The organism is Kribbella sp. NPDC051137 (genome assembly GCF_040682535.1).
GTDB classification, from domain to species: Bacteria; Actinomycetota; Actinomycetes; order Propionibacteriales; family Kribbellaceae; genus Kribbella; species Kribbella karoonensis.
In genome coordinates, this window is record NZ_JBFBBI010000001.1 from 1,496,061 (window position 1) to 1,516,680 (window position 20,620).

Consider the following 20,620-nt stretch of genomic DNA (forward strand, 5'->3'; position numbering starts at 1 on the left):
CGGTCGAGAAGGCAGGCTGGACGGCATGTTGTGTTTGGGAGCCATGAACTTCGGTACGTCGACGCCTGCCGACACCGCGTTCGCCATCCTCGACAGGTTCGTGGATGCGGGCGGGACGTTCATCGACACGTCGAACAACTACAACCAGTGGGTCGGGCACGGCGGGGAGAGCGAGGAGTTGCTCGGGCGCTGGCTGCGGACGCGTGCCGACCGCGACGACCTGGTGATCGCTACGAAGTGTGGTGCGCGTACGACGGTGCCGGGCGATCCCGGTGATGCGCATTGGGAAGGTTTGAGCGCACGGGCTGTCAGCGAGGCAGCAAAGGGCAGCCTGGGGCGGCTGGGTGTCGAGCGGATCGGTCTGTATTACGCGCACATCGACGACCGCAGCACTCCGCTTGAGGAGACTGTGGCCGCTTTTGGGCAGTTGGCGGCGGACGGGGTTGTGGACCGGATCGGCTGTAGCAATACCGCCACTTGGCGGTTCGACCGTGCTCGGCAGACAGCAGCCGCTCAGGGCGTCGCGCAGTACACCGTGATCCAGCAACACTCGACCTACCTGTGGCCGAATCCGCCTGCGCTGCAAGGGGTTCTGCGCCGCGGCACACCGCACTTCCAGCACGCTGGGATCGAGCATTACGACTACCTGGCGGAGCACCCGGACGTGACGTTGGTTGCGTACCAGCCGCTGCTGACCGGTTCGTATGTGCGTCCAGAGCGGCCCTTCTCGGAGCAGCGCGGCTATGCGCACCCGACGGCGTACGTGCGCTTCGAGGCGATCCGCCATGTGGCGGGGGAGCTGGGGGTGACCGTCAACCAGGTAGTACTCGCGTGGCTGCTGCACCACCGCGTCGTACCGCTGGTCGGCGTGTCGTCGGTTGCTCAGCTGGAGGAGGCGCTCGGGGCTGTCGACTTGCGGTTGGACGATGAGCTGGTGGCTCAGCTCGACAAGGCCTGAGCGCGGGCGTTGAAGCGGTAGCGCAGCGGGGACTCGCCGACCTCGCGTTTGAACGCAGTACTGAAGGCGCTCTCGGAGGCGTAGCCCAGCTCGGAGGCGAGTGATCCAACACTGACGTCGCCGTTGCGGAGGGCGCGTTGGGCGAGCATCATGCGCCAGCGGTTCAGATACGCGCGGGGTGGCATGCCGGCGACGGCGCGGAAGCGCTCGGCGAAGGCAGTGCGGGACATGGCGGCGGCATGCGCGAGTTCGTTGAGGCCCCACAGCGTGTCCGGCTGCGAATGCATGAGGGTGAGCGCGGGACGGAGGCGTTCGTCGGTCAGGACGCGCAGCCAGCCGGGCGGGAGCTCGGCTTGCTCGACGTACGTGCGGAGGACTTCGAGCAGCACCAGCTGGGCGTGCTGGCGGATCGCGAACGCGGAGCCGATCCGGTTGCCGGTGACCTCCGCGAACAACCGGTGCAGGCTGCCGCGGAGGTTCGCGCCCGTACTCGGGGAGGCCTGCACGTGCGCGACCGGTGGGAGTGCCTCGCCGAGCAGGGTCCGCCCGGCCTCGTTCAGGTCGATGCGGCCGCCGAGGACGATGTCGTTGCTGTCCCAGTCGGCCTCCAGCAGCTCCAGCCCGGTCTCGATCGGCTCGACCTCCCGGACCGGGCCGCCCGAGCCGTCGTCCGAGCCGTCGTCCGGGCCTCCGGACAGCTCCAGCCGGGAGCGGTTGTTGAGGATCGCGACGTCGCCCGGCCGCAGCTCGATCGGCGCGTCGATGCCGTCGGTCGTCAGCCGGGCGCGGCCACTGACCATCGCGATGAACTTGAACGTCTCCCGCAGCGTCGCACGCGACACCCACGGGCCTTGGGCCGCGAACCCGCCGGACACCAGCCCGCGCACCTCGACGAGCTCGAACACCTCGGACAGCTGATCAGTCATCTGTACTCTCGCGAAGAAAGTATGGACGGATACTTATTCATCGTACGCCGATCGCGCGCCAAGGTGGAGGCATGACCAAACAACAGCTCATCGGGACCGGATTCACCGCGGCGTCGACCGCCGACGACGTACTCGAAGGCATCGACCTGACCGGCAAGAACGCGATCGTCACCGGCGGCCACCGGGGCCTCGGCCTGGAGATGACGCGCGCACTGCGCAAGGCCGGCGCGCACGTCACGGTCGCGGTCCGCGACCCCGCCGCGGTCGACGACCCGGAGGCGAGCCAGTTGGACCTGCTCGATCCGAAGTCGATCGACGCGTTCGTCGAGCGGTACCTCGCGACCGGGCGGCCGCTGCACATCCTGATCAACAACGCCGGCATCATGGCCGGCCCGCTGCACCGCGACGCCCGCGGGTATGAGTCGCAGTTCGCCACGAACCACCTCGGGCACTTCCAGCTCACACTCGGCCTACTGCCCGCTCTTCGGGCGGCGCACGGCGCACGGATCGTGAACGTCACGTCGGGCGGGCACCGGCTGTCCGACATTCGTTGGGACGACCCGCATTTCGAGCGGGAGTACGACCCGATGCTCGCGTACGGACAGTCGAAGACCGCGAACGTCCTGTTCGCGGTGGAGCTGGAGCGGCGGTGGTCGCAGTACGGCATCCACGCCTTCGCCGCACACCCCGGCATCGTGATCACCACGAACCTCGGCCCGCATCTGGCGGTGGGGGAGGCCCGTACGGCGTGGCTGTCGCCCGAGGACCTGCGGGCGATGGGGCTGACCGATGCGGACGGCAACCAGATCGTCGACCCGTCCCGCGAGCGCAAGACCGCGGCGCAGGGCGCGAGTACGGCCGTGTTCGGCGCGACGAGTCCGCTGCTGGAGGGGCACGGCGGGACGTACCTGAAGGACAACGAGGTGTCGCCGCTCGACACGGTCGGCGACACGGACTTCCACGACCCGGACGTCCGGTCCGACGTGGTGCCGCACGCGGTCGACCCGGATTCCGCCGTACGCCTGTGGAACCTCAGCGAGGAACTCGTCAAGCACTGAGCCGACGGCTCGCTATCGTCCGCCGCATGACGCCGTACTTCCAGTTGGGCGCAGCCCGGCTCTACCAGCCCGACGCAGTACTGAAGGATCGCCTGCCCGCCGGGACGGGGGAGTTGGCGGCGTACATCAAGACCCTGACCTGGACGTGCACGGAGTACTTCAGCTACTACTCCCAGGCGTTTGGCGACCTGGGGCTCTTCCTCGGCGTCGGGCTGAAGCCCGGCGGCCGGGCGAAGGTCTGGTGCGACGTCATCGACGGAGCCCTTCCCGCAGACGTGTATGCGGCCCTCGTGGACCTGCTCAACGGGGCCGGCGCCAAGGTGCGCCCTGCGGCCACCGGCCCGGTCGCGCTGGCGCTCGAAGGTCGCTTGGGCGCCGGTCCGCGGGTCCCGTTCCCGGAACTCCCGACGGCCTGGCAGTTGGATTGTCCTGTCCTCATCCCCGGCGACCTGTTTCCGGAGGTCTTCCCCGAATGACCGTCCTCTGGGTAGGCGGCCCCGCCGCAGCCGGCAAGTCCACTCTCAGTCGGCTGTTGGCCCGCAAGCACGGCTACATCTGGTACAGCGTCGACGCCCACGCCTTCCTCCACGAAGCCCGCGCGATCGACGCCGGCCTCCACACACCACACACCGGCCCAGGCACCTTCGACCGCGGCCCGATGATCCGCGAGGACCTCCAGTCCTTCCCCGCCGACGCCCCCGTCATCGTCGAAGGCGCCTTCGTCACCCCCGCCATGGCCGGCACCGCCCGCAACGCAGTCTGGCTGATGCCCTCCAAACCAGAACAACAGGCAAGGCTCCACGTACGAAACCCCGGCATCAACCACGAAGGCCTCATCTGGGGGTGGCAACTGATCCACGACCAGCTGGCAGGCACCCCCGCAACAGTCCTCGAGGTCGACAACCAAACCATCCCCCAAACCCTCGCAGCCCTCGAACACCACTTCGCCCCCTACCTGACCACCCACCCCGACACCCCCACCCGCCAGTCCTACATCCGCCTCGGCAACACCCAACTAGCAACCCAGGCCCGCACCCCCACCACCCCCATCACCTTCGACTGCGAATGCGCCGACCCAACCTGCACAGCCTTCGTAGAAGCCCAAGCAGACGACCTCCCACCCACCCAACCCCTCCAAGCCCCAACCCACCCACCAGCCCCCACCACCTAACAGCCGACCGAAGCGAAGGCCGCCTGCGGGTGAACGCCGGCCGGGGTGGTGAGGTAACAGCGCACCCCGCCCCCAGCCACCGAGCGAAGCGAAGGCTGCCCGCGGGTGAACCCCGGCCCGGGTGTTGAGGCAACAGCACAACCCACCCCCAGCCCCCGAGCGAAGCGAAGGCCGCCCGCGGATGAACCCGGCCCGGGTGGTGAGCTGACAGCGCGACCCGCCCCCAGCCGCCGAGCGAAGCGAAGGCGCAAGGGGGTGCGGGTGGCGGAGCCCCCGCTCGCGGCAAGCGAAGCGCAGCCGCACAAAATGACGAAGGCGACCCGGCCTGCGCTCTCCGCAGGCACGAGCCGCCTATCGCCTTCGTGGGCGATACTGGGTTCGAACCAGTGACCTCTTCGGTGTGAACGAAGCGCGCTACCACTGCGCCAATCGCCCAGCGTGGTGCTGGTGTTTCTGATGTGGTGTTGCGGGTGAAACCATAGCGCATGATGAGGCGCCGATCTAATCGGGCCGGGCTACTCTTGGGTCAGGACGGAGATCCCGTCGCGTTGGAGACGTGATTGTGACTTTCTCGCACGACACCGAGCAGGCGCTCGGGACGCTGGTCCGGCTCGTCAACACCCTGCCCGGACCGAACAGCCAGGTCGATTCGCTGGAGACTCTGGAGGAGTTGGAGAAGTTCGTCCAGGAACGGGAGTTCAGCGCGGTCGACTCGCTGTCGGAGAAGGACCTGGCGGAGGTCCGCGATCTGCGGCCGCTGTTCGCGCCGGTGTTCACGACCGATTCCGACGCCTCGGCGGCGACGATGATCAACGCGATCATCGCCCGTGGTACGTCGACTCCGCGGCTCACGAACCACGACGGCCACCCGTGGCACATCCACTACTCCCGCGCGGGTGCGTCACTGGCCTGCCGGATCACGGTGGAGTGCGGAATCGCGCTCGCCCAGGTGATCTCCGCCGGCGAACGTGAACGCCTCCGCCGCTGCGAGGCCCCGGACTGCGACGACGCCCTGATCGACCTCTCCCGGAACCGTTCGAAGCGGTACTGCGATGCGCGCACGTGCGGCAACCGCCTGCACGTCGCGGCGTACCGCGAACGCCGGAAGGCGTCGGGGGAGTAGCCGGACCCGCACCACTCACCAACGTCGCCGTCAGCGACGGGCGGCCGCCTGGCGGGCGCCGAACGGGCCGTGTGCCGGCGGGTTAGTGAGTGGCTGGTGTCCGCGAGACCGTCAGGGATTGAGGTCCTGCGCTGAACGCTCCGCGAAGATCTTCGCGACCTGCGCGGTGATCACGCCGGGCGCGGGCAGCTCGCGGCCGTCGACACGCTGGATCGCCTGGACGTCACGAGTTGTCGATGTGAGGAAGATCTCCTCGGCCTCGGAAAGCTTCGCCAGCGGTACGTCGCGCTCGGTGCCGCCGAACCACTCGAGCACCAGCGCCCGCGTCACCCCGGCGAGCGCGCCGGACGCGAGTGTCGGCGTGACCAGTTCGCCGTCGTACACGCAGAAGATGTTCGACCCGGTGCCCTCGCACAGGTCGCCGACCGTGTTCGCGAAGATCGCCTCGCTGCCGCCACGCTCCTTCGCGTAGGCGAGCGCGCGGACGTTCTCGGCGTACGACGTGGTCTTCAGGCCGGCGACCGCGCTGCGCTCGTTGCGGACCCACGGGACCGTGACGATCGCGGAGGTCGGGGCTGGGCGCTTGATCTCCTGGGTCGCGACCAGGACGGTCGGTCCGGAGGTGCCGCGGTCGGACGACAGCGGGGACACGCCGCCGGTGTACGTGATCCGCAGCCGGCCGAACGGGATGTCCGGGTCGGCCGCGACCACCGCGGCGATTCCGGCCTCGATCGCGGTCACGTCCGGCGTCGGCAGGCCGAGCCCGACCGCCGAACGGACCAGCCGCTCGAGGTGCCGGCGTACCGCGAACGGCCGGCCGTCCTCGATCTTGATCGTCTCGAAGACGCCGTCGCCGGTGGTCAGCCCGTGGTCCAGCGGCGAGACCGTCGCCGCGTCGTCCAGCAGGGCGCCGTTGAGCCAGATACGCATGTGGTGCTCCTTCCGCGGAACACCTTAGTGCGCAGGTGATCCCGCGCCGCGCGACCCGTCGAAGGTGAGCAGTTGATGACCGTACGTCGACCTGCCGGGGACCCCCGTTTTTGAACTCGGGCGGAGATGGGCTAATGTTCTTCTCGCGCCGGGGGACGGAAAAGCCCGGTCGCAATGCGGACGTAGCTCAGTTGGTAGAGCGCAACCTTGCCAAGGTTGAGGTCGCCGGTTCGAACCCGGTCGTCCGCTCGGAGAGGGTTCGGCTCTCAGTGGTGGAGTGGCCGAGAGGCGAGGCAACGGCCTGCAAAGCCGTGTACACGGGTTCGAATCCCGTCTCCACCTCGAGAACCTCAGCTTGTCCTGGGTGTTCCGAACGGACGATTGGCGCAGCGGTAGCGCGCTTCCCTGACACGGAAGAGGTCACTGGTTCGATCCCAGTATCGTCCACGAAAGCGATAGGCGGCTCGTGCCTGCGGAGAGCGCAGGCCGGGTCGCCTTCGTCATTTTGTGCGGCTGCGCTTCGCTCGGGGGCGCGGTGGGGTGTAGAGGAAGCGGCGGCTGGTGGGGGTTGGGGGGAGTTCTTGCAGGCCGGCGGTGAGCATTACGTGGGCTGAGGCCTTGTTGGGTGGGTGGCATTCGCCCCAGAGGGTGGGGACTCCGAGGGTTCTGTGGCAGTAGGTGAGTGCCGCGGTGAGGGCTTCGGTGGCGTAGCCGTGGGAGCGGTGGGCGGGGTGGATGGCGTAGCCGAAGCTCCAGGCGGCGATGGGGGAGTCGCTTTCGCCCAGGCCCAGCCAGCCGACGGGGGTGGCGTGGCGGGTCAGGATCAGCTGGAGGTGTGTGCCGTTCTCGCTCGCGCCGTCGGCGTGGAGGTCGAGCCATTCGCGGACCGACGGGATGTCGCGCGGGCCGTAGTCGTCCATGAAGCGCGCTACCCGCGGGTCGGTCCAGAGTTCGCAGAGCATCTGGAAGTCGGACTCGATCGGCCGGCGGAGGGTGAGTCTCTGGGTGGTGAGCTCCATCCGGGAACGTTAGCGGTGCGAGACGGGCGGTAGCGACCGGATTAATGTTCGACCAACAGCGAACAGCTGTATGATCATCCTCGAACAACTACGAGGAGCGGATCATGCGCGCACTGGAGCAGCAGGAACTGACAGGGCCCGAGGGGCTACGGGTGGTGGACGTCGCAGTGCCTGAGGCCGGTACCGGTCAGGTCCTCGTGCGGGTCGGCGCCGCGGGCGTGAACTTCGCCGACGTGATGCAGAGCCGCGGCACGTACGACGGCGGTCCGCAGGCGCCGTACGTCGCCGGGTTCGAGGCCGCCGGTGAGGTCGTCGCGCTGGGGGACGGCGTGACGACCGTGGCCGTTGGCGAGCACGTGATCGGCACCGGGGCGGGCGCGTTCGCGGAGTACGTCGTGATGCCGGCCGGCGGCGTCGTACGCGTGTCGGACGGATGGAACGACGAGCAAGCCCTCGGCCTGACCCTCAACTGGGCGACGGCGCTGATCTCGCTCCGTCCGCTCGGCCGGCTCGAAGCAGGCAACACCGTGCTGATCCACGCCGCAGCAGGCGGCGTCGGGCAGGCGGCCGTCCGGATCGCCAAGCACTACGGAGCGACCGTCATCGCCACCGCCTCGGCGGCCAAGCACGACGTCGTACGCCGCCTGGGCGCGGACCACGTCATCGACTACCGCACGGTCGACCTCACCAAGGAGGTCCTGCGGCTGACCGACGGCGTCGACGTCGTACTGGAGTCGGTCGGCGGTGCGACGTTCCGGCAGAGCATCGAGGTGGCGCGCCGCGTGACGGGCAAGGTGGTCGTGATCGGCGCGGCCGGCGGCGAAGCGACGATCAGCAATTGGGAACTGAACTTCCAGCACCCCGTGCACGTGATCGGCCAGCACCTGACGACCACGATCCAGCAGGCGCCCGAGATCTTCGCCGCCGCGCTCGAAGAACTCCACCGGCTGATCAAGGAAGGTGTGTACCCGCCCGGGGAGCCCACCGTCTACGACTTGGCCGACGGCCCCAAGATTCTCGCCGAGTTGGAGTCCCGCGCCACAGTCGGCAAGCTCGCCCTAAGGCCCTGGTAGCCCCTGGTAGCCCCTAGTAGAACTGCCGGATCTTCGGCCAGATGCTGCTCCACGGCGAGGACGGTCCCGCGCACAGGACGAGCGCCGTACCGTCCTCGTCGTTCGAGACGATGCTGTGCACCGTGCCGACCTGGTTGCAGTCGTGGAAGTACTTCTCGAAGATCGGCGTCCGTTCGAGTTCGACGAGCAGCACCGGGCCGGTGCTGGTGTCCGGCGGCCGGGCCCATTCCCAGAAACTCATGTGCGGCGAGTACGGCGTCGGCAACCCGCGCGCCGGACCGTACCGGACGAGCGCCCCGGCCTCCCCGTAGTTGCCGGTCACGATCGCCGCGGTGGACCGTTGTTCGGCCGGCACCTGGTTCCAGGCGGCGGCCACCGCGTCGGTGAACGCGGGCCAGCCGATCTGCTCGCCCTGTTCCTTGTTCACCGGTATGACGAAGTCCGCCGCCGACGCCGGCAGCAGCGGCAGCGTGAACAGCGCCGACGACAACCCGGCCAGCACCAGCGCGACGACAGCTCCCTGTCGGTGCCGTTCGACCCAGCGCAGCGTCGGCTCGCACCCGGCGGCGACGAGTACGAGCAGCAACGGCAAGGCGTAGTACGACTTGCCGCCGACGGTGAGTACGACGACGCACAGCACCGGGTAGGCGAGCGCGACGGCACGGGCCCATGGCAACGAACGCCAGATCCGCCGGAACCCGGCGACCCAGACCGGAACGAGGAACGGCGACAGTTGGAGGATCTGCAGCGGGACGAACATGATCCGGTTCTCGGTGCCGTCGTCCGAACTGATCCCGCCTGCCACCTTGAGCTGCGGCCAGTCGTGCTGGAACTGCCACACGACGTTCGGCAAGGCGATCAGCCCCGCGACGGCCACGCCGGCGAGCAGCCACCAGGACCGGAGCACGCTCCGCGGGCCGACGATCAGCAGCGACGCGAGCAACGCGCCGATCGGCAGCACGACGAGGTACTTGTTCTCCAACGCGATCCCCGCCGTCAGCCCGAGCGCGAGCCACCAGCGGCCGTCCCGCGTCCGCAGCAGCTTCACCGCGAACAGCGCGATCAGCATCCAGGCCAACAGGTCGTACGTCGCCGTCGACACCATGTGACCGACCCCGAGCACGAACCCGGAAACCGCCGCGCACACCGCCGCGAGCAGCTGGCCGCGACGCGCGCTGCCGAACTCGCGAGCGAGCAGCGCGATCACGATGATCGTCGCGACACTGCTCAGCGTCGACAGCACCCGCAGCCCCATCACGGTGTCGCCGAAGACCGCGGTCGACACCCGCGCGACGAACGGCGTCAGCGGCGGTTGGTCGACGTACCCCCAGTTGAGGTGGCGGCCGGCGACCATGAAGTACAGCTCGTCGCGGTGGTAGCCGTAGCGGCCGGACAGCGCGGTGAGTACGACGCCGACCAGAACCGCGACCGCTGCCACCGGCCGCACCGCGAAGGCAGGCACCGATGGGCGAGTCATGGCGGAATCGTGTCAGTCCGAGGGGGCCGCGGCTAGGGCAGGAAGCGCGGTTCGGAGGCGCGATCGAGAAGCAGGACCCGGCCCGCGAGCGACTCGTCCGTCACGAAGCGAACGACCGCGTCGGTGACCGCGTCGAGCGGCACCAGTTCCGGGCCGCGTTCGGCCGGTGGGAGCGCCTCCCGTTCGCGGAGTCCGCGAGGTGTGGCGACCCAGTCGGGGACGACGCAGTTCACCCGGACTCCGTGGCTGGCCTGCAACGGCGCCAGGGTCGCGGTGAGCCGGATCAGCGCCGCCTTCGCCGCGCTGTACTCCGGTGACACGTGCGGCTCGAAGCCCAGGCCGGCCGTCGACCCGACGTTGACCACCGCTCCGCCGCCGGCCGCGCGCATCCCGGGGAGCGCCAGCTGGGTGGTGAGCATCGGCGCGCGGAGGTTCACGTCGAGCGACGCCGACCAGCGTGCGAGGTCCGCGTCCGGAAAGCACGGTCTCAGCACGGCGCCGCCGCCCGCGTTGTTGACCAGGATCCGCGGTCGGCAGGCCATCAGCTCGGCGACCGCCGCGTCGTCGCGCATGTCGACGTGGACGAAACGCGCCGCCGGCCCGATCAGCGCACACGTCTCGGCACCTCCGGCTTCGTCGACATCCGCGACCACCACCTCCGCCCCGGCGGCCGCGAGCCGGACCGCGATCGCCCGCCCGATGCCCACGGCGGCTCCGGTGACCACGGCGATCTTCCGTGTGATGTCCATGCCGGTCAGGCTGCCAGGCGCCACCGACAGTTCCCGCGAGGATGATTGGATATGTCAAGAGGACAGGTGAGGTGGCGACTTCGTGACACTGCTGTACGAGCGGATCTGCGCTCACGTGCTGGAGCAGCTGCGCCGGGGTGCGCTGCGGCCGGGGGACCGGGTGCCGTCCGAGATGGAGCTGGCGGCGCAGTTCGACGTCAGCCGGATCACCTCCAAGCGCGCCCTGGAGGTACTGCGGGAGGCCGGCCTGGTGGAGCGGGTCCGCGGCAAGGGCACGTTCGTCGTACGGCGGCTGCCCGATCTCACCGACCTGACCGTGCCGCTCCGGCCGGCGCAGCGGCGTGAGGCGCGGTCCGTGGCGCTCATCGTCCCCGACATGTCCGAGGCGTACGGACTGGACCTCCTGAACGCGATCGAGGAGCGATGCGCGGAGTACGGCGCCCACCTGGTGGTACGGCGTACCCACGGGCGTCAGACCGATGAAGAGAAGGCCGTTGACTCGCTGGTGGCCGCTGTGGACGGGCTGATCGTCTTCCCGGTGCACGGGGACTTCTACAACGCCAGCCTGCTCCGGCAGGTACTGGACGGGTTCCCGGTCGTGCTGGTGGACCGCCACCTGTCAGGGATCCCGGTGTCCGCAGTACTGACCGACAACGTGGCCGCGGCTCGTGCACTGACCACGCGGCTGCTGGACCAAGGGCATGAGCACATCGCGTTCGTCTCGCCACCACCCGTCAACACGTCGTCCATCGAGGACCGGCTGGAGGGCTTCCGTACGGCGTTCGGCGAGCGCGGCCAGCCGTACGAGCTGACCGACCTCCGGAGCACGCTGCCGGGTTCGACGACCACGGAGAGCGTGCGGGCGGACCTGAACACCATCCGCGCGTTCCGGCAAAGCCGCCCCGAGGTGACGGCGTACTTCGCCTGTGAGTACAACCTGGCCCGCATGGTCGACCGGGTACTGGGCGGGGACCGCGTGGTGGCGTGCTTCGACTCACCGGGCGACTCCATCGGCGGCCCGCCGTACCTGCACGTCAAACAGAACCAGACCGAGATGGGGCGCCAAGCCGTCGACCTCCTGCTCGCACAGTTGCGCGGCGAGCAGGTGCCGAGCCTGTCCTACGTGCCATACACGCTCGTCGACGCCGCGACCTGACTTTCGGCAGTAGGGCCGCGGCGCTGCGACTGTGTAGCGTCTACGTCATGAAGTGGCGGCTCCTGGGGGACGTGGGTCTGTGGGCCGCGCTGAGCTTCCTCGTGCTCGGTGAGAGCGGTGCACGCAACGATCCGTACTGGTTCCGCGCCGTCTGTATCGCCGTGCTGGCGCTGGCCGTAGCCACGAGACGCAGATGGCCACTGGCGGCGCTGGCCGTCGTGTCGTGGACCGAAATCATCATCCTGGTCGTCTCGTTCGGTACGACGAACGGCGTACAGATCGCGCTGGTGCCGGCCGTGAGCATCCTGAGCTACCTGGCTGGCAAACGAGAGACACAGCTCAAACACTTCGTCCTGCTGTGCACCTTGTCGTTGTTGCTGATGCTCGTCCTCGCGCTGCCCCGAGGCCAGGCGACAGAAGCAGTACTGACGTGGCTGTTGATGCTCCTGATGGCTCTACTACTTGTCGTACTGCCCTGGCTGATCGGCCGCTATCGCGCACAGCAAGCACTGCTCGCCACAGCCGGCTGGGAGCGTGCAGAGCGGATCGAACGCGAGCAACGGATGGAGATCGACCAGGAACGCCTCCGCGAACGCTCCCGCATCGCCGAGGATATGCACGACTCTGTCGGCCATGAGCTCAGCCTGATCGCACTACGGGCAGCTGCACTCGAGTTGGACCCGTCCTTGCCGGAAAAGCACCGCCTGGCGGCAGGTGAGCTACGAGAGGCAGCCGCCACCGCCACTGAGCGCCTGGGCGAGATTGTCGGCGTACTGCGAGAGCAGGACGCACCGACCATGCCTCACGACGAGACAGTACGTGCGCTGGTGGACAGGGCCGCCGCATCGGGCCTCGCGGTCGAGCTGACCGAACAGGTGGACGACGTTCTCGCACCAATGGTTGACCGTGCAGTGCACCGCGTCGTGCAGGAGTCGTTGACCAACGCCAGCAAGCACGCGCCCGGCGCAACGGTGACGGTCAGCGTGACCACGCACGAGGACGACGTGCTGGTCAGTGTCGTCGACACCGGGGCCAGTCGGCCCGCGGCTGCACCGCCGGGTGGTCGAGGCCTCGACGGATTGCGGGAACGTGTCCGCCTGGCAGGCGGTTCGCTGACCGCGGGCCCCCGACCAGGTGGCGGATTCGAGGTCGCGGCGACCATGCCGCGGGCCGGCGGCCGACCCGGGCCTCCCACGGCGGCGGTCGAACGGGCGACGGTACGGCGGAGCGCCCGGCGTGGGCTGATCACCGCGATCGCGGCCCCCGTCCTGCTCGGTGCCGTCGTCGGTGCGGTTGCCCTCGGCTACTACCTCGTCGCCGGGTACAGCGCGATCCTGCGACCCGCGCAGTACGACGGGCTGACCGTCGGCCAGTCCGAGGAAGAGGTCGCGAAGGTGCTGCCGCCGATGCAGATGGTCGACCCGCCGGCGGAGGGCTACGTCCCGCCCGACGGCTGGAGCTGCCAGTACTACAGGCCGGCCGCTCCGTTTACCAGCAACTACGTGTACCGCCTGTGCTTCGCCGACGGTGCGCTGGTCGCGAAGGCCGTCGTACAGAGCGGTTCCGTCCCACCGACCCCGGTAGGCAACGGATGATCAGGGTGCTGCTCGCGGACGACGAGGCGATGGTGCGGGCCGGCGTCCGCGCGATCCTCGGCACCGACGACGAGATCGAGGTCGTCGCCGAGGCCGCCGACGGCGTCGAGGCGGTGGAGGCGGTACGCCGGCACCGGCCGGACGTCGCCGTACTGGACATCCGGATGCCGCGGATGGACGGGCTGGCCGCGGGCGCCGAGATCCGCCGGACCGTTCCGGAGACCGCGGTCGTCGTCCTCACGACGTTCTCCGAGGACTCGTACATCGCCCGCGCACTGGGGGACGGGGCCAGCGGGTTCCTGCTCAAGTCCGGTGACCCGCGGGAGCTGATCGCGGGCCTGAAGGCGGTCGCCGACGGCGCCGCCTACCTGGCCCCGAAGATCGCGCACCGGATCATCCAGGAGCTGAGCGGCGGCGCGATGACCCGGGCGGCGGCCGCGAAGGAGCAGGTCGCCGTCCTGAGCCCGCGCGAGCTGGACGTGCTCGGGCTGGTCGGTGCGGGACTGTCGAACGCCGAGATCGCGAGCCGGCTGTACCTCGTCGAGGGGACCGTGAAGGCGTACGTGAGCGCGATCCTGCAGCGGCTCGGTGTGAAGAACCGGGTCCAGGCGGCGATCGTGGCCTACGAAGCCGGCCTGGTCACTCGCTGAGCGGCCCTGAGCTGCCCTGGCCGGCCGTTTCGGGTCACCGCGGCGCATGCTCCCGGCGAGCCTGGATACTGGTTGCGGAACCGTCACCGAACGCTCCGGGTGGTGACGTGGTGAGGACACTCGGTCGTGGGATAGTGGACCCGCCCGGAGACCTCACACCTCCGGAGTAACCCAGCAAAGCTCCAGGGGCCACCCGCCCCCTCTGACAGAATCGGGGATCCAGGTCGTGACCGACTCGCACAACTCCGGACAGCACAAGGACCGGGAAGCGGCGGCGGCCGAGGTCCGGAGAATGTGGCAGCCGACCCCCTCCTGGACCCAGCCGGACGACGGCGAGGCCGTCGAGGAGACCGCGGGCACCGAGGACACCGGGCAGCCGGACGCGCTGTCCGAGGACTTCTCGGGCGACTCCTGGTCCGGCCCGGCGGCCAAACCGGCCGACCAGCCGGCGCCGTGGACCCAGCCGCAACAGAGCCCGCCGGCCCCGTCCTGGACGCAGCCCGTGCCGGACTCCGCCGCCTCCTCGTGGAGCCAGCCGGAGCCGCAGGACGACCAGGCCGACCACGCCGGCCACGCCGGCCACACCGCCCAGGAGCCCGAGCACCCGACGACGGACGAGCCCGCGACGCCGCAGCCGGAGGCCCCGGTGTTCGGCGCCGGCTCTTTCCCGGGCGCCGGCCAGGAGCAGCCCGGCCAGGCCACGCCGGCCCCGCAGAACCCGCAGCCGCCGCAGGGCGGTCAGCCGCTCTCACCGGCCGCTCAGCACTTCTTCCCGCAGGGCATCCCCGGCCAGCAGGGCCAGCAGCAGCCGCCGCAGAACCTGTCGTTCCGGACCGACGACCTGATCCAGGCGCTGCCGCTGCCGCGGGAGGCTCCCGCCGAGCGCGGCGTCCGGAGCATGCTGAAGCTGCGTCCCGGGACGCAGGAGCGCTCCGAGCGGCTCGCCCGCGCGACCGCCGCGACGGCCTTCCGTCGTCCGGTCACCATCGTGATCGCGAACCCGAAGGGCGGCTCCGGCAAGACGCCGACCACGCTGCTGCTGTCCGGCGCGCTCGGCCAGGCCCGCGGCGGCGGCGTCGTGGCGTGGGACAACAACGAGCTGCGCGGCAACATGCACCTGCGGACCCACGACACCAACTCGCGGTCCACGGTCACCGACATGCTGCAGGCGATGCCGATGCTGACCCAGCCGGACGCCCGGCTCGGCGACGTCGCGGCGTACCTGCGGCACCAGGTGTCGGGCCAGTACGACGTGCTGACGTCGGCGACCACGACGTACGCGCAGATCGAGGCGAAGGACTTCGACCAGGTGCACCGGTTGCTGAGCCGGTTCTACAAGGTGCTCGTGATCGACACCGGGAACAACGAGGGCTCCAGCAACTGGCGCGAGGCGATGAAGGCGGCCGACGCCCTCGTCATCCCGATCAAGTGGAAGAGCCTGTCCTGCGCCGCCGCCGTGCAGATGCTCGAGGAGCTCGACAACCAGGGCCCCGAGGCGCAGCGGCTGATCCGGCGCGCGGTGATCGCGGTCTCGAACGGTCCCGGCGACGTGAACAAGGACGTCGAGAAGCAACTCCGGCCGTACTTCGAGTCCCGCGCCGCCGCGGTCATCGACATCCCGACCGACATGCACATCGCCGCCGAAGGCCCGCTCGACCACTCCGCCCTGCAGCCGGCCACCCGCCGCGCCGCGCTGGAGCTGGCCGCCAAGGTCTCCGAACAGATCACGATCGCGCTGAACACTCCCCGCTGAGGCCTCGAGCTCACGCATCGCGCCGGGTCAGCACGCGGCTGCCGAGCGCGAGCCCACCCAGAGCCCACAGAACCAGGACGACCGCGCTCAGAGTGGGGGAGAGCGGATCCGCGGTGCCGGTCAGATAGTTCTGGCCGGCACCACCGGGCAGCAGCGCGGCGACCCAAACCAGCGCGCGGAGCGAGCTCTGGCCGAGTATGAGCGGGACGACCAGAAGCAGCAGGAAGGCGACGGTCAGCGTCCCCGCCGTACTGCGAACCACCCAGGCGATCCCGGCGACGAACAAGCCGGCAACGGTCGCGTAGAAGCCGACGGACAACAGGTCGACGAGGAGTCCGCTCGCGTCCCACTCGGCCCACGAGCCCGCGGCCAGACCTCCCGCCACGGACGCGATCGCGGCCACCAGTAGCCCGTAGCAGAACAGGACCGGCGCCAACACAGCCGCCTTCGCGAGCACGACGTTCCGCCGTACCGGAGTCCATTGGAGCGTCGAGCGGATGCTGCCGGTCGCGTACTCGGAGGTCACGGTCAGCAGTGCGAACGCGGCCACGACCACCTGCACGATCAGGATGACCGAGGCGCCGAACTCACCGACCGGCTGCGACTCGGCGTGCGCCCGATGCGAGTTGTCGTACGCGAGGCTGAACCCGTACTGCACACCGAGCAGCGCTGTCAGCAGGACAGCCGCCACGATGTTCAGCCAGCTCGACCGGACCGTCCACAGCTTCGTCCACTCCGACCGGACCGCGTTCATCGCCTGCCTGCTTCCACGAGTTGAGCGTCTACTTGAGCTTGAGGTTTGCGCTTGCGCAGTCGGTGACGGACCAGTTCGACGATCAGTGTCACCACGAGCGCGAGGCCGATTCCGAGGACCACGCCCTTGAGCGGGTTGTCCTCGAAGGCTTTGCCGCCGATAAAGCCCACCAAGGTGCAGTACGCGCCCCAACTCACCGCGGCGAGCGCGGCGAACGGCGTGAAGCTCCGGAGCGGGTAGCGGACGGAGCCCATCGTCAGCGTGACCGCGGTGCGGCCGCCGGGCACGTAGCGAGCGACGACGAGAACCAGACCGCCGCGCTCCTCCAGCGAACGCCGGGCCCATCGGACGGCGGCGTGCCGCCTGGTGCCTGGCTCGACCCGATCGAGCAACCGCCCACCGGCGCCACGGCCGAGGGCGTACGAGACGTGGTCCCCGATGAACGCGCCGACCGCGGCGACCGCGATCACGGCGTACAGGTTGGGCTCTCCGGTCGACGCGGCGAACACGCCGGCCGTGACGACGAGCGTCTCGCTCGGGATCGCCGGGAAGAAGCCGTCGAGCGCCGCGAAGCCCCACAGCGCCAGGTAGATCCACCAGGAGGACATCAGTTCTTGGGCGAAGTGCAGGATCGCGTCGCTCACGATGCCACCCCGTACTCCACCCCGTACTCCATGCTGCCGGCTGTCAACTCCATGTAGGCCTCCTCGAGCGACGCCTGCTCGGTGTGCAGCTCATGCAGCCGTACGCCGAGCTCGTGCGCGAGATCACCCACTCGCTCGACCGGTACGCCGGTCACGATCAGCCGGTCGCCGACGGAGTCCACCCGCTCCGCCTCGGCCGTCAGCCGTTCCCGCAGTACCAGGTGGTGCCCGCGATCGGGGACGCGAACGGCGACAGTGCCGCGGGACGAGCCCGCGATCACGTCCGCGACCGGTGCGTCGGCGATCAGCCGGCCGCGCCCGATCACGACCAGTTGGTCGGCGGTCAGCTGCATCTCGCTCATCAGATGGCTGGAGACGAACACCGTCCGGCCCTCGGCGGCGAGCGAACGCATCAGCTCACGGACCCAGCGGACGCCGTCCGGGTCGAGGCCGTTGACCGGCTCGTCGAACATCAGCACCTCTGGATCCCCGAGCAGCGCGCCGGCGATCCCGAGCCGCTGGCCCATGCCGAGCGAGAACTGCCCGGCCCGCTTCCGGACGACCGGGTCCAGGCCGACGATCGACAGTACGGCGTCGACCCGGCTGACCGGGATGCCGTTGCTGCGCGCCATCGCGACCAGGTGGTTCCGCGCGGTCCGCCGCGGGTGCAGCGCCTTCGCGTCGAGCAGGGCGCCGACCTTCGTCAGCGGCGCCGGCCACTCGGCGTACGGGCGGCCGTCGACGAGCGCGACGCCGGCGGTCGGGGCGTCGAGGCCGAGGATCATCCGCATCGTGGTCGACTTGCCGGCGCCGTTCGGGCCGAGGAAGCCGGTCACCCGGCCGGGCGCGACGGTGAGGTCGAGCGAGTCCACGGCGCGGGTGCCGCCGTAGGTCTTGGTGAGTCCTTCAAGGGTGATCACGCTGTCGAAACTACGAATCCGGAGACCTCCGGCACATCGGACCAACGGCTGGACCGACCCCCGACTTTCGTCAGGTGGGGCGGGCCTGTGGATACGCCGTCGGGCCGGCGTCGCGATGTCGATACCATCTGTGGCGTGACCGGCAGTCGGCCGGTCAAGACCCGAGGAGTGAACGTGTCGGAAGTCAAGGTCCAGCTGGTCGGCGTCGAGGGCGAGGCTGAGCGGAGTGTGACCGAGACGACGACGATCGGGGAGCTGTTCGCCGGGATCTTCGGCCAGGACCGCTCCGCCATCGCCGCCCGCGTCAACGGTGAGCTGCGCGACCTCTCCCGGGTGGTCGCCGACGGCGACCGGATCGAGCCGGTCAGGGCGGCCTCGGAGGACGGTCGCGCGATCATCCGGCACTCGACCGCGCACGTGCTCGCGCAGGCCGTGCAGGACGTGTTCCCGGACGCCAAGCTCGGCATCGGCCCGCCGGTGGAGAACGGGTTCTACTACGACTTCGACGTACCGACGCCGTTCACGCCGGAGGACCTGACCAAGCTCGAGAAGAAGATGCAGCAGATCATCAAGGAGCGGCAGCGGTTCAGCCGCCGGGTGGTCAGCGACGACGACGCCCGTGCGGAGCTTGCCAGTGAGCCGTACAAGCTCGAGCTGATCGGCATCAAGGGCTCGGCGGCCGACGCTGCCGAGGGAGCCTCGGTGGAGGTCGGTCAGGGCGAGCTGACGATCTACGACAACGTCCGGCGTGACGACAGCGTCGCCTGGAAGGACCTGTGCCGCGGCCCGCACGTCCCGGCCACCGGGTACCTGGGCAACTTCAAGCTGATGCGGACCGCGGCGGCGTACTGGCGGGGGAGCGAGAAGAACCCGCAGCTGCAGCGGATCTACGGCACCGCCTGGGAGACCCGGGACGAGCTGAAGGCGTACCTGACCCGTCTGGAGGAGGCCGCCAAGCGCGACCACCGCAAGCTGGGCACCGAGCTCGACCTGTTCAGCTTCCCGGACGAGATCGGCTCCGGCCTCGCGGTCTTCCACCCCAAGGGCGGCGTGCTGCGGAAGGTGATGGAGGACTACTCCCGCCAGCGGCACGTCGAGGACGACTACGAGTTCGTCTACTCACCGCACATCACCAAGGGCCAGCTGTTCGAGACCTCGGGGCACCTGGACTGGTACGCCGACGGCATGTACCCGCCGATGCACCTGGACGAGGAGCGCGGCGCGGACGGGCAGATCCGGAAGCAGGGCCAGGACTACTACCTGAAGCCGATGAACTGCCCGATGCACAACCTGATCTTCGCGGCCCGCGGCCGGTCGTACCGGGAGCTGCCGCTGCGGCTGTTCGAGTTCGGCACCGTGTACCGGCTGGAGAAGTCCGGCGTCGTGCACGGCATGACCCGCGCCCGCGGCTTCACCCAGGACGACGCGCACATCTACTGCACCCGCGAGCAGATGCGCGACGAGCTGAAGAACCTGCTGACCTTCGTGCTCGGGCTGCTCGCCGACTACGGCCTGGACGACTTCTACCTCGAGCTGTCCACGAAGAACCCGGACAAGTTCGTCGGCTCCGACGAGGTCTGGGACGAGGCCACCGAGACGCTCCGGGAAGTTGCCGAGGGCTCCGGTCTCGAGCTGGTCCCGGACCCGGGCGGCGCGGCCTTCTACGGCCCGAAGATCTCGGTCCAGGCGAAGGACGCGATCGGCCGCACCTGGCAGATGTCGACGATCCAGCTGGACTTCAACCTGCCGGAGCGTTTCGGCCTGGAGTACACCGCGCCGGACGGCTCCCGGCAGCGGCCGGTGATGATCCACCGCGCGCTGTTCGGCTCGATCGAGCGGTTCGTCGCGGTCCTCACCGAGCACTACGCGGGCGCGTTCCCTCCGTGGCTGGCCCCGGTCCAGGTGATCGGCATCCCGATCACCGACGGGCACGTCGACTACCTGCTCGAGGTCGCCAAGCAGCTGAAGGCCGAGGGCATCCGGGTCGAGATCGACGCCTCCGACGACCGGATGCAGAAGAAGATCCGGAACGCGCAGAAGTCCAAGGTGCCGTACATGCTGATCGCCGGCGACGAGGACATGGCGGCCGGCTCGGTGTCGTTCCGGTACCGCGACGGCTCGCAGCAGAACGGCGTACCGATCGCCGACGCGGTCGCGGAGATCGTCGAGTCGGTCAAGAAGCGCGCCCAGGTATGACCGAACACCCCGACTCGCCGTACACGCCGGACGAGTTGCTGCGGCAGGACGGCGTCGGGGTGGCGGATGCGTTCATGCGGCTGTGGACGCCGCACCGGATGGCGTACATCGAAGGGGAGAACAAGCCGACCAGTACGGCGGCCGGCTCCGGTTGCCCGTTCTGCCGGCTCCCCGGGCTGCCGGACGCCGACGCGCTGATCGTGCACCGCGGCGAGTCGGCGTACGCCGTCCTGAACCTGTACCCGTACAACCCCGGCCACCTGATGGTCGTGCCCTACCGGCATGTCGCCGACTACACCGAGCTGACCGATCAGGAGACCGCCGACGTCGCCGCCCTCACCCAGCAGGCGATGCAGGCCGGGGGGGGGGGGGGGGGGGGGGGGGGGGGGGGGGGCCGGGGGGGCGGCTCCGGCGGGCCCCGCCGCCGCCCGGCCCCCCCGCCCGCCCCCCCCCCCCCCCCCGCCGCGG

General features: G+C 69.6%; 20 protein-coding genes and 4 tRNA genes. 15 read left to right on the plus strand and 9 right to left on the minus strand.

Annotated elements, in window-relative coordinates; genetic code table 11:
* Window positions 1-25: 25 nt before the first annotated feature.
* On the plus strand, window positions 26-958 hold the full coding sequence (locus AB0M51_RS07125; RefSeq protein ID WP_363748434.1) for an aldo/keto reductase: 933 nt from the start codon (window positions 26-28) through the stop codon (window positions 956-958).
* Here the strand turns inward: AB0M51_RS07125 and AB0M51_RS07130 are convergent.
* Window positions 940-1,884 carry an AraC family transcriptional regulator gene (locus AB0M51_RS07130; RefSeq protein ID WP_344196461.1) on the minus strand — a complete coding sequence of 315 codons (945 nt, stop codon included), beginning with the start codon at window positions 1,882-1,884 and terminating at the stop codon, window positions 940-942. The genes AB0M51_RS07125 and AB0M51_RS07130 overlap by 19 nt on opposite strands.
* Window positions 1,885-1,955: 71 nt before the next feature.
* Between AB0M51_RS07130 and AB0M51_RS07135 the strand changes: the two genes are divergently transcribed.
* Genes AB0M51_RS07135 through AB0M51_RS07145 form a run of 3 tightly spaced genes read left to right on the plus strand, consistent with a single transcriptional unit; the run spans window position 1,956 to window position 4,113 of the window.
* On the plus strand, window positions 1,956-2,942 hold the full coding sequence (locus AB0M51_RS07135) for an SDR family NAD(P)-dependent oxidoreductase (protein ID WP_344196459.1): 987 nt from the start codon (window positions 1,956-1,958) through the stop codon (window positions 2,940-2,942).
* A gap of 26 nt (window positions 2,943-2,968) precedes the next feature.
* Window positions 2,969-3,418 carry a hypothetical protein gene (locus tag AB0M51_RS07140; protein ID WP_344196457.1) on the plus strand — a complete coding sequence of 150 codons (450 nt, stop codon included), beginning with the start codon at window positions 2,969-2,971 and terminating at the stop codon, window positions 3,416-3,418.
* Entirely contained in the window at window positions 3,415-4,113 is a 699-nt protein-coding gene (locus AB0M51_RS07145; protein WP_363748438.1) for a hypothetical protein, read from the plus strand. The genes AB0M51_RS07140 and AB0M51_RS07145 overlap by 4 nt, the downstream gene beginning before the upstream one ends.
* Before the next feature lie 363 nt (window positions 4,114-4,476).
* Here AB0M51_RS07145 and AB0M51_RS07150 read toward each other — a convergent pair.
* Window positions 4,477-4,548 (minus strand) — tRNA-Val (locus AB0M51_RS07150).
* A 127-nt stretch (window positions 4,549-4,675) separates the two neighbouring features.
* Between AB0M51_RS07150 and AB0M51_RS07155 the strand changes: the two genes are divergently transcribed.
* The gene (locus AB0M51_RS07155) at window positions 4,676-5,236 is read left to right on the plus strand and encodes a CGNR zinc finger domain-containing protein (RefSeq protein ID WP_344196454.1); all 561 of its coding nucleotides are present in this window, start codon (window positions 4,676-4,678) and stop codon (window positions 5,234-5,236) included.
* A gap of 111 nt (window positions 5,237-5,347) precedes the next feature.
* On the opposite strand, the gene AB0M51_RS07160 is transcribed toward AB0M51_RS07155, so the two are convergent.
* Window positions 5,348-6,166 carry an aminotransferase class IV gene (locus AB0M51_RS07160; RefSeq protein ID WP_344196453.1) on the minus strand — a complete coding sequence of 273 codons (819 nt, stop codon included), beginning with the start codon at window positions 6,164-6,166 and terminating at the stop codon, window positions 5,348-5,350.
* Window positions 6,167-6,342: 176 nt separating this feature from the next.
* On the opposite strand from AB0M51_RS07160, the gene AB0M51_RS07165 reads away from it, so the two are divergent.
* The 3 genes from AB0M51_RS07165 to AB0M51_RS07175 all read left to right on the plus strand — a co-directional run bounded on the left by AB0M51_RS07165 (window position 6,343) and on the right by AB0M51_RS07175 (window position 6,613).
* Window positions 6,343-6,415, plus strand: a tRNA-Gly gene (locus tag AB0M51_RS07165).
* A gap of 22 nt (window positions 6,416-6,437) precedes the next feature.
* Window positions 6,438-6,508: transfer RNA gene (locus AB0M51_RS07170), tRNA-Cys, on the plus strand.
* Window positions 6,509-6,541: 33 nt separating this feature from the next.
* Window positions 6,542-6,613 (plus strand) — tRNA-Val (locus AB0M51_RS07175).
* Between the two features lie 53 nt (window positions 6,614-6,666).
* Here AB0M51_RS07175 and AB0M51_RS07180 read toward each other — a convergent pair.
* Window positions 6,667-7,185: a GNAT family N-acetyltransferase gene (locus AB0M51_RS07180; RefSeq protein ID WP_344196451.1), complete on the minus strand. Its 519-nt coding sequence runs from the start codon at window positions 7,183-7,185 to the stop codon at window positions 6,667-6,669.
* A 104-nt stretch (window positions 7,186-7,289) separates the two neighbouring features.
* Between AB0M51_RS07180 and AB0M51_RS07185 the strand changes: the two genes are divergently transcribed.
* Window positions 7,290-8,258, plus strand: a complete 969-nt coding sequence (locus AB0M51_RS07185; RefSeq protein WP_344196449.1) for an NADPH:quinone oxidoreductase family protein — start codon at window positions 7,290-7,292, stop codon at window positions 8,256-8,258.
* 13 nt (window positions 8,259-8,271) lie between these two features.
* On the opposite strand, the gene AB0M51_RS07190 is transcribed toward AB0M51_RS07185, so the two are convergent.
* Window positions 8,272-9,735, minus strand: a complete 1,464-nt coding sequence (locus AB0M51_RS07190; protein ID WP_344196448.1) for a glycosyltransferase family 39 protein — start codon at window positions 9,733-9,735, stop codon at window positions 8,272-8,274.
* Between the two features lie 32 nt (window positions 9,736-9,767).
* Window positions 9,768-10,484 (minus strand): SDR family NAD(P)-dependent oxidoreductase, encoded by a 717-nt coding sequence (locus AB0M51_RS07195; RefSeq protein WP_344196446.1) that lies wholly within the window; start codon window positions 10,482-10,484, stop codon window positions 9,768-9,770.
* An 82-nt stretch (window positions 10,485-10,566) separates the two neighbouring features.
* Between AB0M51_RS07195 and AB0M51_RS07200 the strand changes: the two genes are divergently transcribed.
* The 4 genes from AB0M51_RS07200 to AB0M51_RS07215 all read left to right on the plus strand — a co-directional run bounded on the left by AB0M51_RS07200 (window position 10,567) and on the right by AB0M51_RS07215 (window position 15,638).
* Window positions 10,567-11,640: a GntR family transcriptional regulator gene (locus tag AB0M51_RS07200; RefSeq protein ID WP_344196445.1), complete on the plus strand. Its 1,074-nt coding sequence runs from the start codon at window positions 10,567-10,569 to the stop codon at window positions 11,638-11,640.
* Between the two features lie 47 nt (window positions 11,641-11,687).
* Window positions 11,688-13,235, plus strand: coding sequence for a histidine kinase (locus AB0M51_RS07205; RefSeq protein WP_344196443.1), 1,548 nt, complete (start codon window positions 11,688-11,690; stop codon window positions 13,233-13,235).
* Window positions 13,232-13,885 (plus strand): response regulator transcription factor, encoded by a 654-nt coding sequence (locus AB0M51_RS07210; RefSeq protein ID WP_344196441.1) that lies wholly within the window; start codon window positions 13,232-13,234, stop codon window positions 13,883-13,885. Before AB0M51_RS07205 ends, AB0M51_RS07210 begins: the two co-directional genes overlap by 4 nt.
* Before the next feature lie 226 nt (window positions 13,886-14,111).
* Entirely contained in the window at window positions 14,112-15,638 is a 1,527-nt protein-coding gene (locus AB0M51_RS07215; RefSeq protein WP_344196440.1) for an AAA family ATPase, read from the plus strand.
* 10 nt (window positions 15,639-15,648) lie between these two features.
* Here the strand turns inward: AB0M51_RS07215 and AB0M51_RS07220 are convergent, their stop codons facing one another.
* The 3 genes from AB0M51_RS07220 to AB0M51_RS07230 are packed head-to-tail and all read right to left on the minus strand — an operon-like array spanning window position 15,649 to window position 17,956.
* Entirely contained in the window at window positions 15,649-16,392 is a 744-nt protein-coding gene (locus tag AB0M51_RS07220; RefSeq protein WP_344196438.1) for an ABC transporter permease, read from the minus strand.
* On the minus strand, window positions 16,389-17,036 hold the full coding sequence (locus AB0M51_RS07225) for a DedA family protein (protein WP_344196436.1): 648 nt from the start codon (window positions 17,034-17,036) through the stop codon (window positions 16,389-16,391). Before AB0M51_RS07225 ends, AB0M51_RS07220 begins: the two co-directional genes overlap by 4 nt.
* A complete protein-coding gene (locus tag AB0M51_RS07230) occupies window positions 17,033-17,956 on the minus strand; it encodes an ATP-binding cassette domain-containing protein (RefSeq protein ID WP_344196434.1) in 924 nt (307 codons plus the stop codon). The genes AB0M51_RS07225 and AB0M51_RS07230 overlap by 4 nt, the downstream gene beginning before the upstream one ends.
* 174 nt (window positions 17,957-18,130) lie before the next feature.
* Between AB0M51_RS07230 and thrS the strand changes: the two genes are divergently transcribed.
* Window positions 18,131-20,152 carry a threonine--tRNA ligase gene (gene thrS, locus AB0M51_RS07235; protein WP_344196432.1) on the plus strand — a complete coding sequence of 674 codons (2,022 nt, stop codon included), beginning with the start codon at window positions 18,131-18,133 and terminating at the stop codon, window positions 20,150-20,152.
* Window positions 20,149-20,620: HIT domain-containing protein (locus AB0M51_RS07240; protein ID WP_363748448.1), on the plus strand; the 472-nt coding region annotated here is incomplete at its 3' end. The genes thrS and AB0M51_RS07240, both read left to right, overlap by 4 nt.